Raw genomic sequence first — 20,522 nt, forward strand, 5'->3', positions numbered from 1 at the left:
CGCTTCAGCCTGCTCCGGGGACGGACGATCGCCGTACTCGCAGTAGCGTTCCGTATATGAGACTCGGTGTCCTCGACGTGGGTTCGAACACGGTGCACCTGCTGGTGGTGGATGCACACCCCGGCGCGCGCCCGCTGCCCGCGCACTCGCACAAGGCCGATTTGCGGCTCGCCCAACTGCTCGACGAGAGCGGGGCGATCGGCCTCGACGGTGTCGAAAAACTGATCGCGACCGTCCGGGACGCGCTGGAGGCCGCCGAGGACAAGGGCGTCCAGGCCCTGCTGCCGTTCGCGACCTCTGCCGTGCGCGAGGCCAGCAACGCCGACGACGTACTGGCCCGGGTGCAGGCCGAGACCGGTGTCGAGCTCCAGGTCCTGACCGGGGCGGAAGAGGCCCGGCTGACCTTCCTGGCGGCCCGCCGCTGGTTCGGCTGGTCGGCGGGGAAGCTGCTGGTCCTCGACATCGGCGGCGGCTCGCTGGAGATCGCGTACGGCATGGACGAGGAGCCGGACGCGGCGGCGTCGCTGCCACTCGGTGCCGGACGGCTGACCGCGGGCTGGCTGCCCACCGACCCCGCCGACCCGGCGGACATCAAGGCCCTGCGCCGCCACGTCCGGGCCGAGATCGCCCGTACCGTCGGTGAATTCAGCCGCTTCGGCGCCCCCGACCACGTGGTCGCCACCTCCAAGACCTTCAAGCAGCTCGCCCGCCTGGCCGGCGCCGCCCGCTCCACGGACGGCCTCTACGTCCAGCGCGAACTCAAACGCCGCTCCCTGGAGGACTGGGTCCCCCGCCTGGCCTCCATGACCGCCGACGAACGCGCCGAACTCCCCGGCGTCTCCCCCGGCCGCTCCAGCCAACTCCTCGCCGGCGCTCTCGTCGCCGAGGGCGCCATGGACCTCTTCGCCGTGGAAACCCTGGAAATCTGCCCCTGGGCCCTACGGGAAGGCGTCATCCTCCGCCGCCTGGACCAGATGGCCTCAGAGTGACCAACTAGCCCGACGTCACGCCCCGCGCCCCCAGGGGCGCGGGAAACGGCACGCCCAGCCACAAACAACCCACACTGACCCACCGACGCCCGCCCCCCAGGGGCGCGAGGAACTGCGCGCCCAGCCACAAACCACCCGCACCCGCCCACGGTGAACCCCACAACGGCGACAGGGCGCCCCACCGAACGCCGACCCCCCACCCAACCCCCACCACCCCCCGCCCAACCGCCGGAGGCTTACGCTGTCCCTCGTGGCAGAACCAGTCGTGCGCATCCCGGATGCGAAGGTCGCGCTGTCCACGGCGTCCGTGTATCCGGAGTCGACGGCGACGGCCTTCGAGATCGCCGCGCGCCTCGGTTACGACGGTGTAGAGGTGATGGTCTGGACCGACCCGGTCAGCCAGGACATCGAAGCCCTCCGCCGCCTCAGCGAGTACCACCAGATCCCGATCCTCGCCGTGCACGCCCCCTGCCTGCTGATCACCCAGCGCGTCTGGTCCACCGACCCCTGGGTCAAGCTCCAGCGCGCCCAGGCGGCGGCGGAGAAGCTGGGCGCGTCGACGGTCGTCGTACACCCCCCCTTCCGCTGGCAGCGCCAGTACGCGCGCGACTTCGTCACGGGGATGTGGCGCATGGCGAACGAGACGGACGTACGGTTCGCCGTCGAAAACATGTACCCCTGGCGCTACCGCGACCGCGAGATGCTCGCGTACGCCCCCGACTGGGACGTGACGAAGGACGACTACCGCCACTTCACGATCGACCTCAGCCACACCTCGACGGCCCGCAGCGACGCCCTGCAGATGATCGACCGCATGGGCGACCGCCTCGGCCACGTCCACCTCGCCGACGGCAACGGCTCCAACAAGGACGAGCACCTCGTTCCGGGCCGCGGCACCCAGCCCTGCGCCGAACTGCTGGAGCGCCTCGCCCTCTCCGGTTTCGACGGTCACGTCGTCATCGAGGTCAACACCCGCCGTGCCATGTCCAGCGCCGAACGCGAGGCGGACCTGGCGGAGGCGCTGGCCTTCACCCGCCTGCACCTGGCCTCCGCGGTGAAGGTGCCCCGCCGGTGACGGACGCCGCGACCCCCCGTCGTAGGGGACGGCCTTCCCGTACGGAGACGGCGGCGGCCCCCGCCACCCGCGACCGCATCCTGGACGCGGCCCGCGAGGAGTTCTCCGAGCGCGGCTACGAGAAAACATCGGTGCGCGGCATCGCCAAGGCCGCCGGGGTCGACTCCGCCCTCGTGCACCACTACTTCGGCACCAAGGAGCAGGTCTTCGAGGCGGCCATCGAGGGCGCGTTCGCGCCCGCCCTGGCCGCGCCGACCGCGGTCGAGGACGGCCCGCTCGACACGGTCGGCGAGCGCCTGACCCGCTTCCTCCTCGGTATCTGGGAGAACCCCACCACTCGGACCCCGCTGCTCGCCATCGTCCGTTCCGCCGTGAACAACGAGACCGCGGCCGCCGTCTTCCGCCGCCTCGTCGCCGCCCAGCTGCTGCGCCGCATCGCGGGCCGCCTCGACCTGCCCGACGCGGAACTGCGCGCCGAACTGGCGGCGGCCCAGCTGGTGGGGGTGGCGATGCTCCGCTACGTCATCAAGGTCGAGCCGCTGGCATCGGCGGACGTGGAACGCATCGTCGAGCGGGTGGCGCCGGTGGTACAGGGTCACTTGACAGCCCCGTGAGCTGAGCGCCCCGTAAGGAGCGCGAGGAACCGCGTGCCAAGTCACACCGAACCCGCATCCCCATCCAGCCACCCACCGAGAACAGCCCCCGACACTCGCCCACCGAGACGCGCATCCCGCATTCCGGACGCCCCGTCCGAATCCTGGCGCACCGGCGTAGGCTCGACCTCAGTCATTACTCTCCGAAGGAGCGAGCGACGATGCCCGAGCTGAGGTCCCGCACAGTCACCCACGGCCGCAATATGGCGGGCGCACGCGCCCTTATGCGCGCCTCCGGTGTACCGGGCGCGGACATCGGACGGAAGCCGATCATCGCGGTCGCCAACTCCTTCACGGAGTTCGTGCCGGGTCACACCCACCTCCAGCCCGTCGGCCGCATCGTCAGCGAGGCGATCACCGCGGCCGGGGGCATCGCCCGCGAGTTCAACACGATCGCGGTCGACGACGGCATCGCGATGGGCCACGGCGGCATGCTGTACTCGCTGCCCTCCCGCGACCTGATCGCGGACTCGGTGGAGTACATGGTCGAGGCGCACTGCGCCGACGCCCTGATCTGCATCTCGAACTGCGACAAGATCACCCCCGGCATGCTCATGGCGGCCCTGCGCCTGAACATCCCGACGGTCTTCGTCTCCGGCGGCCCCATGGAGTCCGGCCGCGCCACCCTGGTCGACGGCACGGTCCGTACGCTCGACCTGGTCGACGCGATCTCCGACGCCGTGAACGACAAGATCTCGGACGAGGACATCCTCCGTATCGAGGAGAACGCCTGTCCGACCTGCGGCTCCTGCTCCGGCATGTTCACGGCCAACTCGATGAACTGCCTGACCGAGGCCATCGGCCTGTCCCTCCCCGGCAACGGCTCGGTGCTCGCCACCCACACGGCCCGCAAGGGCCTGTACGAGGACGCGGCCCGCACGGTGGTCGACATCACGCGCCGCTACTACGACCAGGACGACGAGTCGGTCCTGCCCCGCAACATCGCCACGCACGCCGCGTTCGAGAACGCCATGGCCCTCGACATCGCCATGGGCGGCTCCACCAACACGATCCTGCACCTGCTGGCCGCCGCCCAGGAGGCGGGCGTCCCCTTCGGCCTGGACGAGATCAACGAGGTCTCGCGCCGCGTGCCGTGCCTCGCCAAGGTCGCCCCGAACGTCGCCAAGGACCGCACGTACTACATGGAGGACGTGCACCGCGCCGGCGGCATCCCCGCCCTGCTGGGCGAGCTGCACCGCGCGGGCCTCCTGAACGAGGACGTCCACTCGGTCCACAGCCCGTCCCTCTCCGACTGGCTGAAGACCTGGGACGTGCGCGCCGGATCCCCGTCCCCCGAGGCGATCGAACTGTGGCACGCGGCCCCCGGCTGCGTCCGCTCCTCCGAGGCCTTCTCCCAGTCCGAGCGCTGGGAGGCCCTGGACGAGGACGCCGAGGGCGGCTGCATCCGCTCCGCCGAGCACGCCTACTCCAAGGACGGCGGCCTGGCGGTCCTCAAGGGCAACCTGGCGGTCGACGGCTGCGTCGTGAAGACGGCGGGCGTCGACGAGTCCATCTGGACCTTCGAGGGCCCCGCGGTCGTCTGCGAGTCCCAGGACGAGGCCGTCGACAAGATCCTCAAGAAGGAGATCACGCACGGCGACGTCGTGGTCATCCGCTACGAGGGCCCCAAGGGCGGCCCCGGCATGCAGGAGATGCTCTACCCGACGTCCTTCCTCAAGGGCCGCGGCCTCGGCAAGACCTGCGCCCTGATCACCGACGGCCGCTTCTCCGGCGGCACCTCGGGCCTGTCCATCGGCCACGCCTCCCCCGAGGCGGCCTCCGGCGGCACCATCGCCCTGGTCCAGGACGGCGACCGCATCCGCATCGACATCCCGAACCGGTCGGTCGAGCTCCTGGTCTCCGACGAGGAACTCACCACCCGCCGCGACGCCCTGAACGGCGTCTACGCCCCCGCGAACCGCGACCGCAAGGTCTCCGCCGCCCTCCGCGCCTACGCCGCGATGGCAACGAGCGCCGACAAGGGCGCGGTACGAGACGTCTCCAAGCTGGGCTGACCCGACCTCACAAGCTCATGAAGGGGCCGCTTCTTCGGAAGCGGCTCCTTTGTTCCGCCCCCTTGTTGTTCGGCCCCCTTGTTGTTCCGCCCGCTTGTAGTTCTGCCCCTTCGGCTCACCAGGCCGCCGGATCGTCCCCCGCCACGCCGAACACGGTCCCGTCGGGCGCGCTCGTGTAGACGTGGCCATCGGCGATCATCGGCTTCTGCAGTCCGGCCGCGACCCGGTCCGACTCCGCTCCGAGTCTTGTCCGGGTCTGGCCGACGAGCTTGCCCCGGACGGCGTCCACGGCGAGCAGCCGCCCGTCGGCCGCGGTGAAGTACACGTGCTTGGCGTCGGCGGCCGGTGCCGAGCCCCGGCTCGCGGAGGTCTCGAGGCGCCAGAGCTGTTCCCGGGCGTCCATGTCGACGGCCACCAGCGCGCCGAGGGTGCTCATCATGTAGACGGTGCTCCCGCGGACGGTGGTCTGAGCCTGCGGCAGCGCCACATCGAGCCCCACCCGGTGCGACGTCCTGCTCTTCGGGTCGTACTGGACCAGGGCGACGGTCTGGGTGTACTTGTCGACCGACGTGAAGAAAACGGTGCCCCGCCATGCGCCGACCGGATACAGCGTCCCCTTCAGACCGGTGTTCCACCGCACGTCGCCGCTCTCCGGGTCCACCGCGGTCACCTGCGTACGCGTTCCGTCGCCCGTCGTGCTCGTGGCGTAGGCGAGTTCGTCCCCGGCGAACGCGGCAACGTTCGGCGCGGTCTGTCCCGGCAGCCGGCGGCTCCAACGGTCCTCACCCGTGGCGCCGTCCACCCCGCTGACCTTCCCGTCGGCACGGGTGAGGAGCACCAGGCCCCCCACGTGCTGCCATCGACCGTACGCCGTGAGGTCCATCTTCCAGCGCACCTTGCCCGAGGCAGGATCGAGCGCCTCCAGGAGCCGACCGGCGTGCGTCACGGCATGCACCAGGCCGCCCGAAATCGTCGGCGCCCCGTCCGGGAGACCCTGCTCGGCCGAGGCGTGACGCCACAGCACCTTGCCGTCGACCGGGTCGAGGGCGGAGACCAGTCCCGGCTGGGCACAGAACAACTTCCCGCCGCCGTACGAGCATTGGGGCGCCCCGTCGGCTCGGGCCGCGGGCTTCGTGTCCCACCCGCCGAAGGCGGCCGGTGCGGACCGCTGCTGATGGTCCGGCGGAGCGGTGCTGGTGCCGTCCGGTCCGAGCAGCCGGGTCGTGGCCAGTGTCCCGCCCGCGACAAGGACGAGAGCGCCGATGGCGAGGGCGACGCGCCTGAGCGCTCGGCCCTTGGAGCGTCGCGCGGGCGGCGGAGACTGCGCGTCGGCGGGAGCGGACGGGGCGGTGGGGGCGGCCGGAGTGGCGGGGTCGTCGGCCTGGTTGGTGCGCTGAGCCGGAATGAACGCCTGCGTGTCGTACGAAGCCGCCAACGAGCGCAGCTCCCGCATCAGCTCGTCGGGCGTCGGCCGGTCCTCGGGCTCTTTGGCGAGGCAGCGGGTGATGAGCGGTGCGAGGTTGCCGGGCACGTCGGTCAGGTCCGGCTCGTCGTGGACGACTTGGTAGGCGACGACGTAGGGGCTGTCGGAGTCGAAGGGGCCACGTCCCGTCGCCGCGTGCACCATCACCGAGCCCAGGGCGAAGATGTCGGCGGCCGGTCCCACCTCCCGCGGACGGCGGAACTGCTCAGGTGCCATGAACGGCGGCGTTCCGATCAATTTGCCCGTCTCGGTCCGCAGTTCACTGTCCGACGGCCGTGAAATACCGAAGTCGATGACCTTCGGGCCGTCCTCGGCGAGCAGGACGTTGCTGGGCTTGAGATCCCGGTGTACGACGCCCACCCGATGGATGTCGCGCAGTGCCTCGGCCAACCCGGCCATCAGCCGGCGCAGCTGGGAGGCGGACATGGGCCCGTTCCGTTTCACCTGCTCGGCGAGGGTCGGGCCCGGGATGAACAGGGTGGCCATCCAGGGGCGCTCGGCTTCCGGGTCGGCGTCGACCACGGGGGCGGTGAACGCACCGCTCACCCGCCGCGCCGCGGCGATCTCCTGCCGGAAACGCCCCCTGAACTCGGGATCCATGGCAAACGCGGCATGCACGACCTTCACCGCGAGCCGCAGCCCCGAGCCGCTGCGGGCCAGATGGACCACGCCCATGCCGCCGGATCCGAGGCGCTCGTCGAGGCGGTACTGCCCCGCATACTCGGGAAGTTCCGCTTCCGGATCCGCTCCGGAGTTCCGCTGTGGCGCCATGGACCCACCCCCGTGCTGTTCGTCCGCGCGCCCGACGCACGGAGCCTAGTCGATTCCTCGTACGAGACCGAGGCGGCTTGCTAGCCTCCGCGTGCGACAGGCGTACACATGTGCACTGCCTGAATCCATCGGTCCACCGATCCATCAGCTCGAACTGCTCGATCTGCTGGATCTGTTCCATCTGATTCAACGGGGGAGTTCTCAATGGCTGTTGAGCGAATTGAAAACGTGGAAAGCAGTGACGGGGAAGCGGTGTCGACGACGGCGACCGCGAGCGCGACCGCAGCGCAAGTCACCTACCCCATCGCACCCGGTTACGCGGTGAACGTCCGCAGCGGCCCCGGCACCGGCTACCGCATCGTGCGGGTCCTGCCCGAGGGCTCACGTGTGTCGATCTCCTGCCAGCGCCCGGGCGACTCCGTGAGTGGCCCGTACGGCACCACCAGCATCTGGGACAACATCGCCAACGGCGAGTACATCTCCGACGCCTACGTGAAGACCGGCAGCGACGGCTACGTCGCGCCGCGCTGCTCCTGACGGAACGAGGCCTGGGGCCCCGCGGCCGGCCGGAGCGATAATCGTCGAGTGAGTGACGAGAACCAGTCCGGTACCCCCGCGGGACCCCAGCCCGAACCCCTCCGCTTCTTCGGGACGACCTGGGTGGCCCAGGACGGCGGCTACACGGCCCGCCGCATCGCCGTGGCCGTCGGCTCGCTCGCCGCCGCGGTCGCCGCCTGTTTCGTGCTTCGCTTCGCCTACCAGGGCCTGGCGATCGCGGACGTCGGCAAACCGGTGACCCTCCTGGTCGTGGTGATGTTCGCGGTGTGCAGCGCGCTCGCGTTCCGCCACACCTGGGACGCCTTCTCCAAGCGCCCCGACCCCGACCGCCAGGCCTCCCTCCGCGGCCTCCTGGCCATCGGCTTCATCGGCTCCCTCCTCGCCTACGCCTTCCGCACCCTCACCGAGGCCCCGGGCGAGAAGCTGGCCCGCGAGGAGTACGAGGAGGCACGCCGCCAGTACGAGCGCCGCTCCCGCAACCCCTCCAAAAAACGCCGCCGCCCCTGAAGGCAGGGGCGCAGCCCCGTGCCTTCCAGGGGCGCGGGGAACTGCGCGACCAGCCCCCACCCACCCGCAGCCGACAAGCCCACCCGGGGGTCTGGGGGCGGAGCCCCCAGGTAGGGATGATGGGGGTCCCCCCTGCTCGAGCGAAGTCGAGAGCTTGGGGGAGGGTAGGGGCGGCGGGGGCGAAAACCGCTGTGCCCCACCCCCAACCCGCACCACCATTCCCTTATGACCACCCACCCGCGCTTCTCCCACACCACCCGAGCCCACTCCTTCAACACGGCCGCAGCCCAGTACGCCGCGAACCGCCCCTCCTACCCACCCGCCCTCTTCACCACCCTCGAAGACCTGGCCGCCCGCCCCCTCAAGGGCGCGAAGGTCATCGACGTGGGCGCGGGCACCGGCATCTCCACCACCCTCCTGCACGCCCGAGGCGCGGACGTCATCGCCGTGGAACCCGGGGCGGGCATGGCCGCCGAGTTCCGCCGCGCCCACCCCGACATCCCCCTGGTCCGGGGCACCGGCGACACCCTGCCCCTCGCCACCGCCTCCGCCGACTTCCTCACCTACGCCCAGTCCTGGCACTGGACGAACCCGGCCCACTCCCTCCCGGAGGCCTTCCGCGTCCTGCGCCCCGGCGGCGCCCTCGCGCTCTGGTGGAACACGTCCGCCCTCGACGTCCCCTGGATCGCCGCCCAGGCCCAGCGCATCGATCAGTACTTCGAGGACGCCCACCCCACCGAAGAAGCCACCGCCACGAAAACCGAAGAAGGCACCGCCACCAAGACCAAAAAGGACACCGAATCCCACCAGCGAGCCCCAGGCTTCCTCGCCGAACGCGCCTTCAAAGGCGCCCCCGAACCCCCGCCCCACACCCATCGCGTCGTCCGCTGGAGCCGCCACGTCCCCGTGGACACCCACCTCGCCAACATCGGCAGCCACTCGGCCTTCCTGGTCCTCGGCAAGGAAGGCACCGACGCCTTCCTCGCCGAGGAGCGCACCCGCCTCCTGGAGACCTTCCCGGACGGCCGGGTCGAGGAGGTCTACGACGTACTGGTGATCGTGGCCACCCGCTCGTGATCCCGCGCGGCGGCCCACCGCTCCAGGGCCGCCGCACACGCGTGGTCCACATGCCGCAACCCGCCCAACTCCAGCCGTACGTCACGGTCGTGCGGCAACGCCTCCAAGGCGTCCAGCAGCTTCGGCAGCCGTAGGAACGTGGCGTTCCCCATCACCCGGACGACCACCCCCGCGGCCCCCCGGTCCTCCGTCTCCACATGCACATGGCTGATGTCCCACGCGGTCTTGGCGACGGCGAGCGCAAGCCCGACCAGCACCCCTTCAAACAGATTCCCCACCACGATCGCCACCGCCGTCACACCCAGCACGACCACCTCCCCGCGATGCCCGCGCCACAGCACCCGCACCTCGCGCACCGGCACCAACTTGCAGCCCGCGTGCACCAGCAACCCCGCCAGCGCCGCCACCGGAATGATCCCGAGGACCCCGGGCACCACCACGGTGAAGACCAGCAGCCACACCCCGTGCAGTACGCGCGAGACCTTGGTCTGGGCCCCGGCCTGCACATTCGCCGCGCTCCGCACGATCACCGCGGTCATCGGCAGCGCCCCGAGCACCCCGCACACGGCGTTCCCTGCACCCTGCGCGATGAGTTCACGGTCGTAGTCGGTCCGCGGCCCCCGGTGCAGACGGTCCACCGCCGCCGCGCTGAACAGCGACTCGGCGGAGGCGATCAGCGAGAAGGCGACCACCGTCCCGAGCATGCCCACTTCCGTGAGCCGCCCCAGGTCCGCCAAGGACGGCGGCTGCACGGCATCGAGCAGCCCGCGCACCTCGACCCGCCGCACGGACAGATCGAACACCCCGGTCACCCCCGCCGCGAGCGCCACCGCCAGCAACGGCGCCGGCACCACCCGCGCCCCGCGCCGCCAACGCGGCCACAGCAGCAGTACGACCACGGTGGCGCCCCCGACCGCGAGGGCCACCGGGTCCGCGTCCCCGGGCAGCGACACCAGCCCGGCGATCTTCCCGAGCCCGCTCGCGGGCGCGGACGCGTCACCCATCGCGTAGACCTGGCCCGCGATCAGCACGAGCCCGATACCGGCGAGCATCCCCTGCACCACCGCCACGGACACGGCCCGGAACCACCGCCCGAGCCGCAGCGCCCCGAGCAAGAGCTGCACCAGCCCGGCGCCGAGCACCAGCACACCCAGGGCCCGCAGCCCGTACGTCTGCACCGCCTCGTACACCAGCACGGTCAGCCCGGCCGCGGGCCCGCTCACCTGAAGGCTGCTCCCGGGCAGCACCCCGGCGACCAGCCCGCCGACTATCCCGGTCACCAGCCCCAACTCGGCCGGCACGCCCGAGGCGATGGCGACCCCTACACACAACGGCAACGCGACGAGAAACACGACGAGAGACGCGGACAGATCGGCTCGACGCAGATCGGCTTTACGCATGGCGACGGCACCTCCGGTTGAGAGCGGAAGATGCGTGGGTGCCGGGCCGGGGGAGGGCACGGCGGATCCAGCGGCGCGGCACCAAGGCCGGTGGGCATATGACCGCGCACTGAAATCCATTGTCGGTAACGGGAGTTGATCGCGCAGCCCTTCCGCGTAACCGTCGAGTGAACACGGAAGCGCACCACCCCACCGCATGCCGGAGTGCCCCCTTCCGATCACGCCGCCGCGCGCCTGCGCCGTCGAATGCGACCGGGGTTGCCGGGGTTGACGACGCCACCCCTCCCGAGCAATATTCATCGCATGATGAATATTGCTCCCCGGCCCCCCGACCGCCCCACGGCCACGGCCACCACCACCCCCCGGTCCTTCCAGCCCTCCCAGTCCTCCCAGCCCCCGGCCACCGCCATCCACGCCGAAGGCCTCACCGTCGTACGCGGCCCCCGCACCGTCCTGCGCGGCCTCGACTTCGCCGTACCCCGCGGCCAGATCACCGGCCTCCTCGGCCCCTCCGGCTGCGGCAAGTCCACCCTCATGCGCACCATCGTCGGCACCCAGGCCAAAGTCACCGGCACCCTCGAAGTCCTCGGCCGCCCCGCCGGAGACGCCGCACTCCGCTCCCGCATCGGATACGTCACCCAGGCCCCCTCGGTCTACGACGACCTGACCATCCGCCAGAACCTCGACTACTTCGCCGCGATCCTCGACCCCGGCCGCGCCGCCGCCGACCGCCGCGCCGCCCATGTCACCCAGGCCATCGCCGACGTCGACCTCACCACCCACGCCGACTCCCTCGCCGGCAACCTCTCCGGCGGCCAGCGCAACCGCGTCTCCCTCGCCGTCGCGCTGCTCGGCACCCCCGAACTCCTGGTCCTCGACGAGCCCACCGTCGGCCTCGACCCGGTCCTGCGCCGCGACCTGTGGAACCTCTTCCACGCCATCGCCACGGAACGGAAGGCGACGCTGCTGGTCTCCTCCCACGTCATGGACGAGGCCGAGCGCTGCCACCGCCTGCTCCTGATGCGCGAGGGCGAGATCCTCGCCGACGACACGCCCGACGCCCTGCGCGAACGCACCGGCCGCGACACCGTCGAGGCCGCCTTCCTCCACCTGGTCGACGAGGCCACCGCGACCGCCGACACCCGCAAGGAGACCGTCCGATGACCACGCCCACGAACGCGACCCTGCACGCGGACACGACGACCCCCGCCCGCCCGAGCGCGATCAACTACTCCCGTACGACCGCCACCGCGACCCGCGTCCTGCGCCAGCTCCGCCACGACCCGCGCACCATCGCGCTGATGATCCTCATCCCGTGCCTGATGCTCGTCCTGCTCCGCTACGTCTTCGACGGCAGCGCGCGCACCTTCGACTCCATCGGGGCCTCCCTCCTCGGGATCTTCCCGCTGATCACGATGTTCCTGGTCACCTCCATCGCCACCCTGCGCGAACGCACCTCGGGCACCCTGGAACGCCTCCTCGCCATGCCCCTCGGCAAGGGCGACCTGATCGCCGGCTATGCCCTGGCCTTCGGCGCCGTCGCCGTCGTCCAGTCGGCCCTGGCCACGGGCCTCGCGGTCTGGTTCCTCGGCCTCGACGTCACGGGCTCCCCCTGGCTCCTGCTGCTCGTGGCCCTCCTCGACGCCCTGCTCGGCACGGCGCTCGGCCTCTTCGTCTCGGCCTTCGCGGCCTCGGAATTCCAGGCGGTCCAGTTCATGCCGGCGGTGATCTTCCCCCAGCTCCTCCTCTGCGGCCTCTTCACGGCCCGCTCGACCATGCACCCCGTCCTCGAAGCCCTCTCCGACGTCCTCCCCATGTCCTACGCCGTCGACGGCATGAACGAAGTCCTCAAGCACACCGACATGACGACCGACTTCGTCCGCGACGCGTTCATCGTGGCGGGCTGCGCCCTCCTGGTCCTGGCCCTGGGCGCGGCAACCCTGAGGCGCCGCACCGCATGACGAATCCCCGCCGATGGGGGGCAGGGGCGCAGCCCCGCCCCCAGGGGCGCGGGGAACTGCGCGCCAAGCCCCCACCGGCTCGCAGGTACAAACCCACCCGGGGGTCTGGGGGCGGAGCCCCCAGGTAGGGATGGGAAGGGTAGGGGCGGCGGGGGCGAGAAACCCCCCACGGCGGCAGACCCACCCCCGTCCGCCCAACGGACACCCCACCCCGCCCAACCCCCCAAGTGCGAGGATGACCCCAGGACGACGCACCCCCGGAGGGCACCCGCACCATGACCCAGAAAGTCGCAGTCCTCGGCACCGGCAAGATCGGCGAAGCCCTGCTCAGCGGAGTGATCCGATCCGGCTGGGCCCCCACCGACCTCCTGGTCACGGCCCGCCGCCCCGAGCGCGCCAGGGAACTCCAGGAGCGCTACGGCGTCACCGCCGTCACCAACGCCGAGGCCGCCAAGAACGCCGACACCCTGATCCTCACGGTCAAGCCGCAGGACATGGGCACCCTCCTCGACGAACTCGCCCCCCACGTCCCCGCCGACCGCCTGGTGATCAGCGGCGCGGCCGGCATCCCCACCTCCTTCTTCGAGGAGCGCCTGACCGCGGGCACCCCCGTCGTCCGGGTCATGACGAACACCCCGGCCCTCGTCGACGAGGCGATGTCCGTCATCTCCGCCGGCAGCCACGCCACCGAAGCGCACCTCGCCCACGCCGAGGAGATCTTCGGGGCCGTCGGCAAGACGCTCCGCGTCCCCGAGTCCCAGCAGGACGCCTGCACCGCGCTCTCCGGCTCGGGACCGGCGTACTTCTTCTATCTGGTCGAGGCCATGACGGACGCGGGCATCCTGCTGGGCCTGCCGCGCGACAAGGCCCACGACCTGATCGTCCAGTCCGCGATCGGCGCCGCCGTGATGCTCCGCGACAGCGGGGAGCACCCCGTGAAACTCCGCGAGGCCGTCACCTCTCCCGCGGGCACCACGATCAACGCGATCCGCGAACTCGAGAACCACGGCGTCCGCGCGGCCCTCATCGCCGCACTGGAGGCAGCCCGCGACCGCAGCCGCGAACTGGCCTCCGGCAACAGCTGAAAGACAGCGGGGCCGGGACCGGGGCCGGGGCCACCGCCCCGGCCCGCCGCTCACTCAACCCCGCCCCCTCCGGGACTTCAGCCGACGGCCAGCAGCCCGATCGCCCGATACGCCGCGTCCACCCGAGGACGCGCCATCTCCCGGGCCTTCACGGCGCCGTCGCGCAAGACCGCCTCCACATAAGAGGGATCCGCGCACAACCGCTTGTGCCTCTCCTGCACGGGCCGGAGAAGTTCGATCACGGCCTCGGCGGTGTCCTTCTTCAAGGCGCCGTACGACTCATAGGCGCCGCCCAGGGTTTCCGGATCCCCACCCTCACACGCGGCGAGAATCTCCAGCAGGTTCGAGACCCCCGGCCGCGCCTCGGGGTCGTACACGACGTCCTGCCCGCTGTCGGTCATGGCCCGCATGATCTTCTTCCGTACGGCATCCGGCTCATCGAGCAGATAGACGACGCCCGGCCCCACGTCATCGCTCTTGCCCATCTTCGACGTCGGCTCCTGCAGATTCATGACCCGCGCCGCGACCTGCGGCCGCGTGGCACGGGGCACCACGAAGGTGTGCCCGTAGCGCTGGTTGAACCGCACCGCGAGATCCCGGGTCAGCTCCACATGCTGCGTCTGGTCGTCCCCGACCGGCACCTCGTCGGTCCCGTACGCCAGGATGTCCGCCGCCATCAGTACGGGATACGTCAGCAAGGACAGCCGCACACTCCCGCCCCGCTCCCGCTCGCGCGCGGCCTTCTCCTTGTACTGGATCATCCGCCGCATCTCCCCGTCGGTCGCGACGCACTCCAGCAGATACGACAGCCGCGTGTGCTCGTCCACATGACTCTGTACGAAGACGGTGCACAGCTCCGGATCGAGCCCCGAGGCCAGCAACAACGTCGCCGCCTGCCTACTGAGCCTGCGTACCCGTCCCGGATCGTGGTCCACGGTCAGCGCGTGCAGGTCTACGACGCAGAACAGGGCGTCGGCCTGGTGCTGATCGACATCGGCCCACCGCCGCATGGCCCCGAGATAGTTCCCCAGCGTCAGATGCCCGGTCGGCTTGACCCCACTGAAGACCCGCGTCATCTCTCCACCTCCTGGTCGAGGCCGCCGCACCCGTCGGCCGGCTTCCCAGGAGGGAGACACAAAAACGGCCGCCGAGGCGGCGGCCGTTGAGTACATACGTGAGTACGGCCGCCGTCAGGCGGCCCACCACTGCTGGGTGCACGTATGCGTAGTCATGGCCCAGAGGCTACGCCTCCGGAGGGCGCCCCGGGGCGGATTTGACACGCCCCTACCCCGTACGTAGTGTTCTCCGAGTTGTCCGACGTGAGCGCCGACTCCGGTCGGTCCCCGGACAGCCATTCCGCAACAAGCACTCAGCGAACGGCGACTCGTCGTCGGCTCGTTTTCATGCGTGTTTGCGAAATGAGGATTCCGCGTTCGAAAGGGCGCCACCCCGATTAGCTCGGGAGCCAGGAATCCGCTAAAGTCTCACTCGTCGGAACGGCCCAAGGGCCTGGAAGACAAGCCCCGCTGACTGGGAATCAGGCCCGAAAGGATCTGATAGAGTCGGAACCGCCGGAAAGGGAAACGCGAGAGCGGAAACCTGGAAAGCACCGAGGAAATCGGATCGCGAAACGGTCTGATAGAGTCGGAAACGCAAGAACAAAGCAAGACAGCAGGACCGAAGGGAAGCGCCCGGAGGAAAGCCCGAGAGGGTGAGTACAAAGGAAGCGTCCGTTCCTTGAGAACTCAACAGCGTGCCAAAAATCAACGCCAGATATGTTGATACCCCGTCTCCGGCCGATCGGCTGGGACGAGGTTCCTTTGAAAAAGTCCTGCCGGGCACTGCCTGGCAGGCGCACAGCGAGGACGCTGTGAACCGGGGGGATTATTCCTCTCCTCGGTTCCGCTCTCGTGGTGTCGTCCCGATTACGGGAAAACATTCACGGAGAGTTTGATCCTGGCTCAGGACGAACGCTGGCGGCGTGCTTAACACATGCAAGTCGAACGATGAAGCCCTTCGGGGTGGATTAGTGGCGAACGGGTGAGTAACACGTGGGCAATCTGCCCTTCACTCTGGGACAAGCCCTGGAAACGGGGTCTAATACCGGATAACACCTGCCCGGGCATCTGGGTGGGTTAAAAGCTCCGGCGGTGAAGGATGAGCCCGCGGCCTATCAGCTTGTTGGTGAGGTAGTGGCTCACCAAGGCGACGACGGGTAGCCGGCCTGAGAGGGCGACCGGCCACACTGGGACTGAGACACGGCCCAGACTCCTACGGGAGGCAGCAGTGGGGAATATTGCACAATGGGCGAAAGCCTGATGCAGCGACGCCGCGTGAGGGATGACGGCCTTCGGGTTGTAAACCTCTTTCAGCAGGGAAGAAGCGAAAGTGACGGTACCTGCAGAAGAAGCGCCGGCTAACTACGTGCCAGCAGCCGCGGTAATACGTAGGGCGCAAGCGTTGTCCGGAATTATTGGGCGTAAAGAGCTCGTAGGCGGCTTGTCACGTCGGGTGTGAAAGCCCGGGGCTTAACCCCGGGTCTGCATTCGATACGGGCTAGCTAGAGTGTGGTAGGGGAGATCGGAATTCCTGGTGTAGCGGTGAAATGCGCAGATATCAGGAGGAACACCGGTGGCGAAGGCGGATCTCTGGGCCATTACTGACGCTGAGGAGCGAAAGCGTGGGGAGCGAACAGGATTAGATACCCTGGTAGTCCACGCCGTAAACGGTGGGAACTAGGTGTTGGCGACATTCCACGTCGTCGGTGCCGCAGCTAACGCATTAAGTTCCCCGCCTGGGGAGTACGGCCGCAAGGCTAAAACTCAAAGGAATTGACGGGGGCCCGCACAAGCAGCGGAGCATGTGGCTTAATTCGACGCAACGCGAAGAACCTTACCAAGGCTTGACATACACCGGAAACGGCCAGAGATGGTCGCCCCCTTGTGGTCGGTGTACAGGTGGTGCATGGCTGTCGTCAGCTCGTGTCGTGAGATGTTGGGTTAAGTCCCGCAACGAGCGCAACCCTTGTTCTGTGTTGCCAGCATGCCCTTCGGGGTGATGGGGACTCACAGGAGACTGCCGGGGTCAACTCGGAGGAAGGTGGGGACGACGTCAAGTCATCATGCCCCTTATGTCTTGGGCTGCACACGTGCTACAATGGCAGGTACAATGAGCTGCGAAGCCGTGAGGCGGAGCGAATCTCAAAAAGCCTGTCTCAGTTCGGATTGGGGTCTGCAACTCGACCCCATGAAGTCGGAGTTGCTAGTAATCGCAGATCAGCATTGCTGCGGTGAATACGTTCCCGGGCCTTGTACACACCGCCCGTCACGTCACGAAAGTCGGTAACACCCGAAGCCGGTGGCCCAACCCCTTGTGGGAGGGAGCTGTCGAAGGTGGGACTGGCGATTGGGACGAAGTCGTAACAAGGTAGCCGTACCGGAAGGTGCGGCTGGATCACCTCCTTTCTAAGGAGCACTTCTTACCGATCCCTCCGGGGTGAGGTCAGAGGCCAGTACATCGGCGAATGTCTGATGCTGGTTGCTCATGGGTGGAACGTTGATTATTCGGCACACTTGACTGTCTTCTCCTTCCAGTACTGCTCTTCGGGGCGTGGAACGAATGAGGGAAGCGGCAAGGGTGCCGGGCACGCTGTTGGGTGTCTGAAGGTACGGCCGAATCGGCTGCCTTCAGTGCCGGCCCCAGTGCACTCGAACCGGAAGGTTTGGGGTGATGGGTGGTTGGTCGTTGTTTGAGAACTGCACAGTGGACGCGAGCATCTGTGGCCAAGTTTTTAAGGGCGCACGGTGGATGCCTTGGCACCAGGAACCGATGAAGGACGTGGGAGGCCACGATAGTCCCCGGGGAGTCGTCAACCAGGCTTTGATCCGGGGGTTTCCGAATGGGGAAACCCGGCAGTCGTCATGGGCTGTCACCCATACCTGAACACATAGGGTATGTGGAGGGAACGCGGGGAAGTGAAACATCTCAGTACCCGCAGGAAGAGAAAACAACCGTGATTCCGGGAGTAGTGGCGAGCGAAACTGGATGAGGCCAAACCATATGCGTGTGAGACCCGGCAGGGGTTGCGTATGTGGGGTTGTGGGATTTCTCTTTCACGGTCTGCCGGCCGTGAGACGAGTCAGAAACCGTTGATGTAGGCGAAGGACATGCGAAAGGTCCGGCGTAGAGGGTAAGACCCCCGTAGTCGAAACGTCAACGGCTCGTTTGAGAAACACCCAAGTAGCACGGGGCCCGAGAAATCCCGTGTGAATCTGGCGGGACCACCCGCTAAGCCTAAATATTCCCTGGTGACCGATAGCGGATAGTACCGTGAGGGAATGGTGAAAAGTACCGCGGGAGCGGAGTGAAATAGTACCTGAAACCGTGTGCCTACAAGCCGTGGGAGCGTCGGGCAAGCACTTGTGCTTGCCTCGTGACTGCGTGCCTTTTGAAGAATGAGCCTGCGAGTTTGCGGTGTGTTGCGAGGTTAACCCGTGTGGGGAAGCCGTAGCGAAAGCGAGTCCGAATAGGGCGATTTAGTAGCGCGCTCAAGACCCGAAGCGGAGTGATCTAGCCATGGGCAGGTTGAAGCGGCTGTAAGAGGTCGTGGAGGACCGAACCCACCAGGGTTGAAAACCTGGGGGATGACCTGTGGTTAGGGGTGAAAGGCCAATCAAACTCCGTGATAGCTGGTTCTCCCCGAAATGCATTTAGGTGCAGCGTCGTGTGTTTCTTGCCGGAGGTAGAGCACTGGATAGGCGATGGGCCCTACCGGGTTACTGACCTTAGCCAAACTCCGAATGCCGGTAAGTGAGAGCGCGGCAGTGAGACTGTGGGGGATAAGCTCCATGGTCGAGAGGGAAACAGCCCAGAGCATCGACTAAGGCCCCTAAGCGTACGCTAAGTGGGAAAGGATGTGGAGTCGCAGAGACAACCAGGAGGTTGGCTTAGAAGCAGCCACCCTTGAAAGAGTGCGTAATAGCTCACTGGTCTAGTGATTCCGCGCCGACAATGTAGCGGGGCTCAAGCGTACCGCCGAAGTCGTGTCATTGCAGCAATAGGGCCAACGCCCGCTGTGATGGGTAGGGGAGCGTCGTGTGCCGGGTGAAGCCGCGCCGGAAGGCAGTGGTGGACGGTTCACGAGTGAGAATGCAGGCATGAGTAGCGATACACACGTGAGAAACGTGTGCGCCGATTGACTAAGGGTTCCTGGGTCAAGCTGATCTGCCCAGGGTAAGTCGGGACCTAAGGCGAGGCCGACAGGCGTAGTCGATGGATAACCGGTTGATATTCCGGTACCCGCTGTGAAGCGTCAAACATTGAACCAGGCGATGCTAAGTCCGTGAAGCCGCCCCGGAGCCTTCGGGCAAAGGGGAGTGGTGGAGCCGACGGACCAGACCTGCAGTAGGTGAGTGATGGGGTGACGCAGGAAGGTAGTCCATCCCGGGCGGTGGTTGTCCCGGGGTAAGGGTGTAGGCCGTGTGATAGGTAAATCCGTCACACATTAAGGCTGAGACCTGATGCCGAGCCGATTGTGGTGAAGTGGATGATCCTATGCTGTCGAGAAAAGCCTCTAGCGAGTTTCATGGCGGCCCGTACCCTAAACCGACTCAGGTGGTCAGGTAGAGAATACCGAGGCGTTCGGGTGAACTATGGTTAAGGAACTCGGCAAAATGCCCCCGTAACTTCGGGAGAAGGGGGCCATCACCGGTGATCGGATTTACTCCGTGAGCTGGGGGTGGCCGCAGAGACCAGCGAGAAGCGACTGTTTACTAAAAACACAGGTCCGTGCGAAGCCGTAAGGCGATGTATACGGACTGACGCCTGCCCGGTGCTGGAACGTTAAGGGGACCGGTTAGTCACTCTTCGGGGTGGCGAAGCTGAGAACTTAAGCGCCAGTAAACGGCGGTGGTAACTATAACCATCCTAAGGTAGCGAAATTCCTTGTCGGGTAAGTTCCGACCTGCACGAATGGCGTAACGACTTCTCGACTGTCTCAACCATAGGCCCGGTGAAATTGCACTACGAGTAAAGATGCTCGTTTCGCGCAGCAGGACGGAAAGACCCCGGGACCTTTACTACAGTTTGATATTGGTGTTCGGTTCGGCTTGTGTAGGATAGGTGGGAGACTTTGAACTCTGAGCGCCAGCTCAGGGGGAGTCGTCGTTGAAATACCACTCTGGTCGTGCTGGATGTCTAACCTGGGTCCGTGATCCGGATCAGGGACAGTGTCTGATGGGTAGTTTAACTGGGGCGGTTGCCTCCTAAAGAGTAACGGAGGCGCCCAAAGGTTCCCTCAGCCTGGTTGGTAATCAGGTGTTGAGTGTAAGTGCACAAGGGAGCTTGACTGTGAGACCGACGGGTCGAGCAGGGACGAAAGTCGGGACTAGTGATCCGGCGGTGGCTTGTGGAAGCGCCGTCGCTCAACGGATAAAAGGTACCCCGGGGATAACAGGCTGATCTTCCCCAAGAGTCCATATCGACGGGATGGTTTGGCACCTCGATGTCGGCTCGTCGCATCCTGGGGCTGGAGTCGGTCCCAAGGGTTGGGCTGTTCGCCCATTAAAGCGGTACGCGAGCTGGGTTTAGAACGTCGTGAGACAGTTCGGTCCCTATCCGCTGCGCGCGTAGGAATATTGAGAAGGGCTGTCCCTAGTACGAGAGGACCGGGACGGACGAACCTCTGGTGTGCCAGTTGTCCTGCCAAGGGCATGGCTGGTTGGCTACGTTCGGGAGGGATAACCGCTGAAAGCATCTAAGCGGGAAGCCTGCTTCGAGATGAGTATTCCCACCCCCTTTGAGGGGTTAAGGCTCCCAGTAGACGACTGGGTTGATAGGCCGGATCTGGAAGGCGGGTAACCGCTGGAGGTGACCGGTACTAATAGGCCGAGGGCTTGTCCTCAGTTGCTCGCGTCCACTGTGTTGGTTCTGAAACCACGAACAACCCCG

General features: G+C 67.4%; 13 protein-coding genes and 2 rRNA genes. 12 read left to right on the plus strand and 3 right to left on the minus strand.

Translation table 11 applies throughout. The annotated features are described in order from the left end of the window. The first annotated feature begins 56 nt into the window (after positions 1–56). From OG798_RS30360 to ilvD, 4 genes are all read left to right on the plus strand, one after another. A complete protein-coding gene (locus OG798_RS30360) occupies positions 57–989 on the plus strand; it encodes a Ppx/GppA phosphatase family protein (RefSeq protein WP_095853273.1) in 933 nt (310 codons plus the stop codon). Between the two features lie 250 nt (positions 990–1,239). Next, positions 1,240–2,064, plus strand: coding sequence for a sugar phosphate isomerase/epimerase family protein (locus OG798_RS30365; RefSeq protein ID WP_095853272.1), 825 nt, complete (start codon positions 1,240–1,242; stop codon positions 2,062–2,064). Beyond that, positions 2,061–2,678 carry a TetR/AcrR family transcriptional regulator gene (locus tag OG798_RS30370; protein WP_095853271.1) on the plus strand — a complete coding sequence of 206 codons (618 nt, stop codon included), beginning with the start codon at positions 2,061–2,063 and terminating at the stop codon, positions 2,676–2,678. Before OG798_RS30365 ends, OG798_RS30370 begins: the two co-directional genes overlap by 4 nt. Positions 2,679–2,878: 200 nt before the next feature. After that, positions 2,879–4,732 carry a dihydroxy-acid dehydratase gene (gene ilvD, locus OG798_RS30375; RefSeq protein ID WP_095853270.1) on the plus strand — a complete coding sequence of 618 codons (1,854 nt, stop codon included), beginning with the start codon at positions 2,879–2,881 and terminating at the stop codon, positions 4,730–4,732. Between the two features lie 115 nt (positions 4,733–4,847). Here ilvD and OG798_RS30380 read toward each other — a convergent pair whose 3' ends face one another. Continuing rightward, entirely contained in the window at positions 4,848–6,986 is a 2,139-nt protein-coding gene (locus OG798_RS30380) for a serine/threonine-protein kinase (protein ID WP_328757996.1), read from the minus strand. Positions 6,987–7,190: 204 nt separating this feature from the next. On the opposite strand from OG798_RS30380, the gene OG798_RS30385 reads away from it, so the two are divergent. From OG798_RS30385 to OG798_RS30395, 3 genes are all read left to right on the plus strand, one after another. Beyond that, complete coding sequence (locus tag OG798_RS30385; RefSeq protein ID WP_095853268.1) at positions 7,191–7,523, plus strand: SH3 domain-containing protein; 333 nt, start codon at positions 7,191–7,193, stop codon at positions 7,521–7,523. A 48-nt stretch (positions 7,524–7,571) separates the two neighbouring features. Further along, positions 7,572–8,051 (plus strand): hypothetical protein, encoded by a 480-nt coding sequence (locus OG798_RS30390; RefSeq protein ID WP_054228689.1) that lies wholly within the window; start codon positions 7,572–7,574, stop codon positions 8,049–8,051. A gap of 225 nt (positions 8,052–8,276) precedes the next feature. Next, the gene (locus OG798_RS30395; protein ID WP_121415416.1) at positions 8,277–9,128 is read left to right on the plus strand and encodes a class I SAM-dependent methyltransferase; all 852 of its coding nucleotides are present in this window, start codon (positions 8,277–8,279) and stop codon (positions 9,126–9,128) included. Here the strand turns inward: OG798_RS30395 and OG798_RS30400 are convergent. Next, positions 9,092–10,528 carry a SulP family inorganic anion transporter gene (locus OG798_RS30400; protein WP_097225172.1) on the minus strand — a complete coding sequence of 479 codons (1,437 nt, stop codon included), beginning with the start codon at positions 10,526–10,528 and terminating at the stop codon, positions 9,092–9,094. The genes OG798_RS30395 and OG798_RS30400 overlap by 37 nt on opposite strands. 303 nt (positions 10,529–10,831) lie before the next feature. On the opposite strand from OG798_RS30400, the gene OG798_RS30405 reads away from it, so the two are divergent. The 3 genes from OG798_RS30405 (at position 10,832) to proC (ending at position 13,574) form a co-directional block, all read left to right on the plus strand. Beyond that, complete coding sequence (locus tag OG798_RS30405; RefSeq protein ID WP_095853265.1) at positions 10,832–11,692, plus strand: ABC transporter ATP-binding protein; 861 nt, start codon at positions 10,832–10,834, stop codon at positions 11,690–11,692. Further along, complete coding sequence (locus OG798_RS30410) at positions 11,689–12,489, plus strand: ABC transporter permease (protein ID WP_121415415.1); 801 nt, start codon at positions 11,689–11,691, stop codon at positions 12,487–12,489. The genes OG798_RS30405 and OG798_RS30410 overlap by 4 nt, the downstream gene beginning before the upstream one ends. Before the next feature lie 275 nt (positions 12,490–12,764). Further along, on the plus strand, positions 12,765–13,574 hold the full coding sequence (gene proC, locus OG798_RS30415) for a pyrroline-5-carboxylate reductase (RefSeq protein WP_054228694.1): 810 nt from the start codon (positions 12,765–12,767) through the stop codon (positions 13,572–13,574). A 77-nt stretch (positions 13,575–13,651) separates the two neighbouring features. On the opposite strand, the gene trpS is transcribed toward proC, so the two are convergent. Continuing rightward, complete coding sequence (gene trpS, locus OG798_RS30420) at positions 13,652–14,650, minus strand: tryptophan--tRNA ligase (protein WP_095853263.1); 999 nt, start codon at positions 14,648–14,650, stop codon at positions 13,652–13,654. A gap of 862 nt (positions 14,651–15,512) precedes the next feature. Here trpS and OG798_RS30425 point away from each other — a divergent pair. Further along, positions 15,513–17,038 (plus strand): 16S ribosomal RNA (locus OG798_RS30425). A gap of 316 nt (positions 17,039–17,354) precedes the next feature. Then, a 23S ribosomal RNA gene (locus tag OG798_RS30430) occupies positions 17,355–20,475 on the plus strand. The 16S and 23S rRNA genes sit together here, the layout of an rRNA operon. Positions 20,476–20,522 lie beyond the last annotated feature (47 nt).

Source organism: Streptomyces sp. NBC_00271, from assembly GCF_036178845.1.
GTDB lineage: Bacteria > Actinomycetota > Actinomycetes > Streptomycetales > Streptomycetaceae > Streptomyces.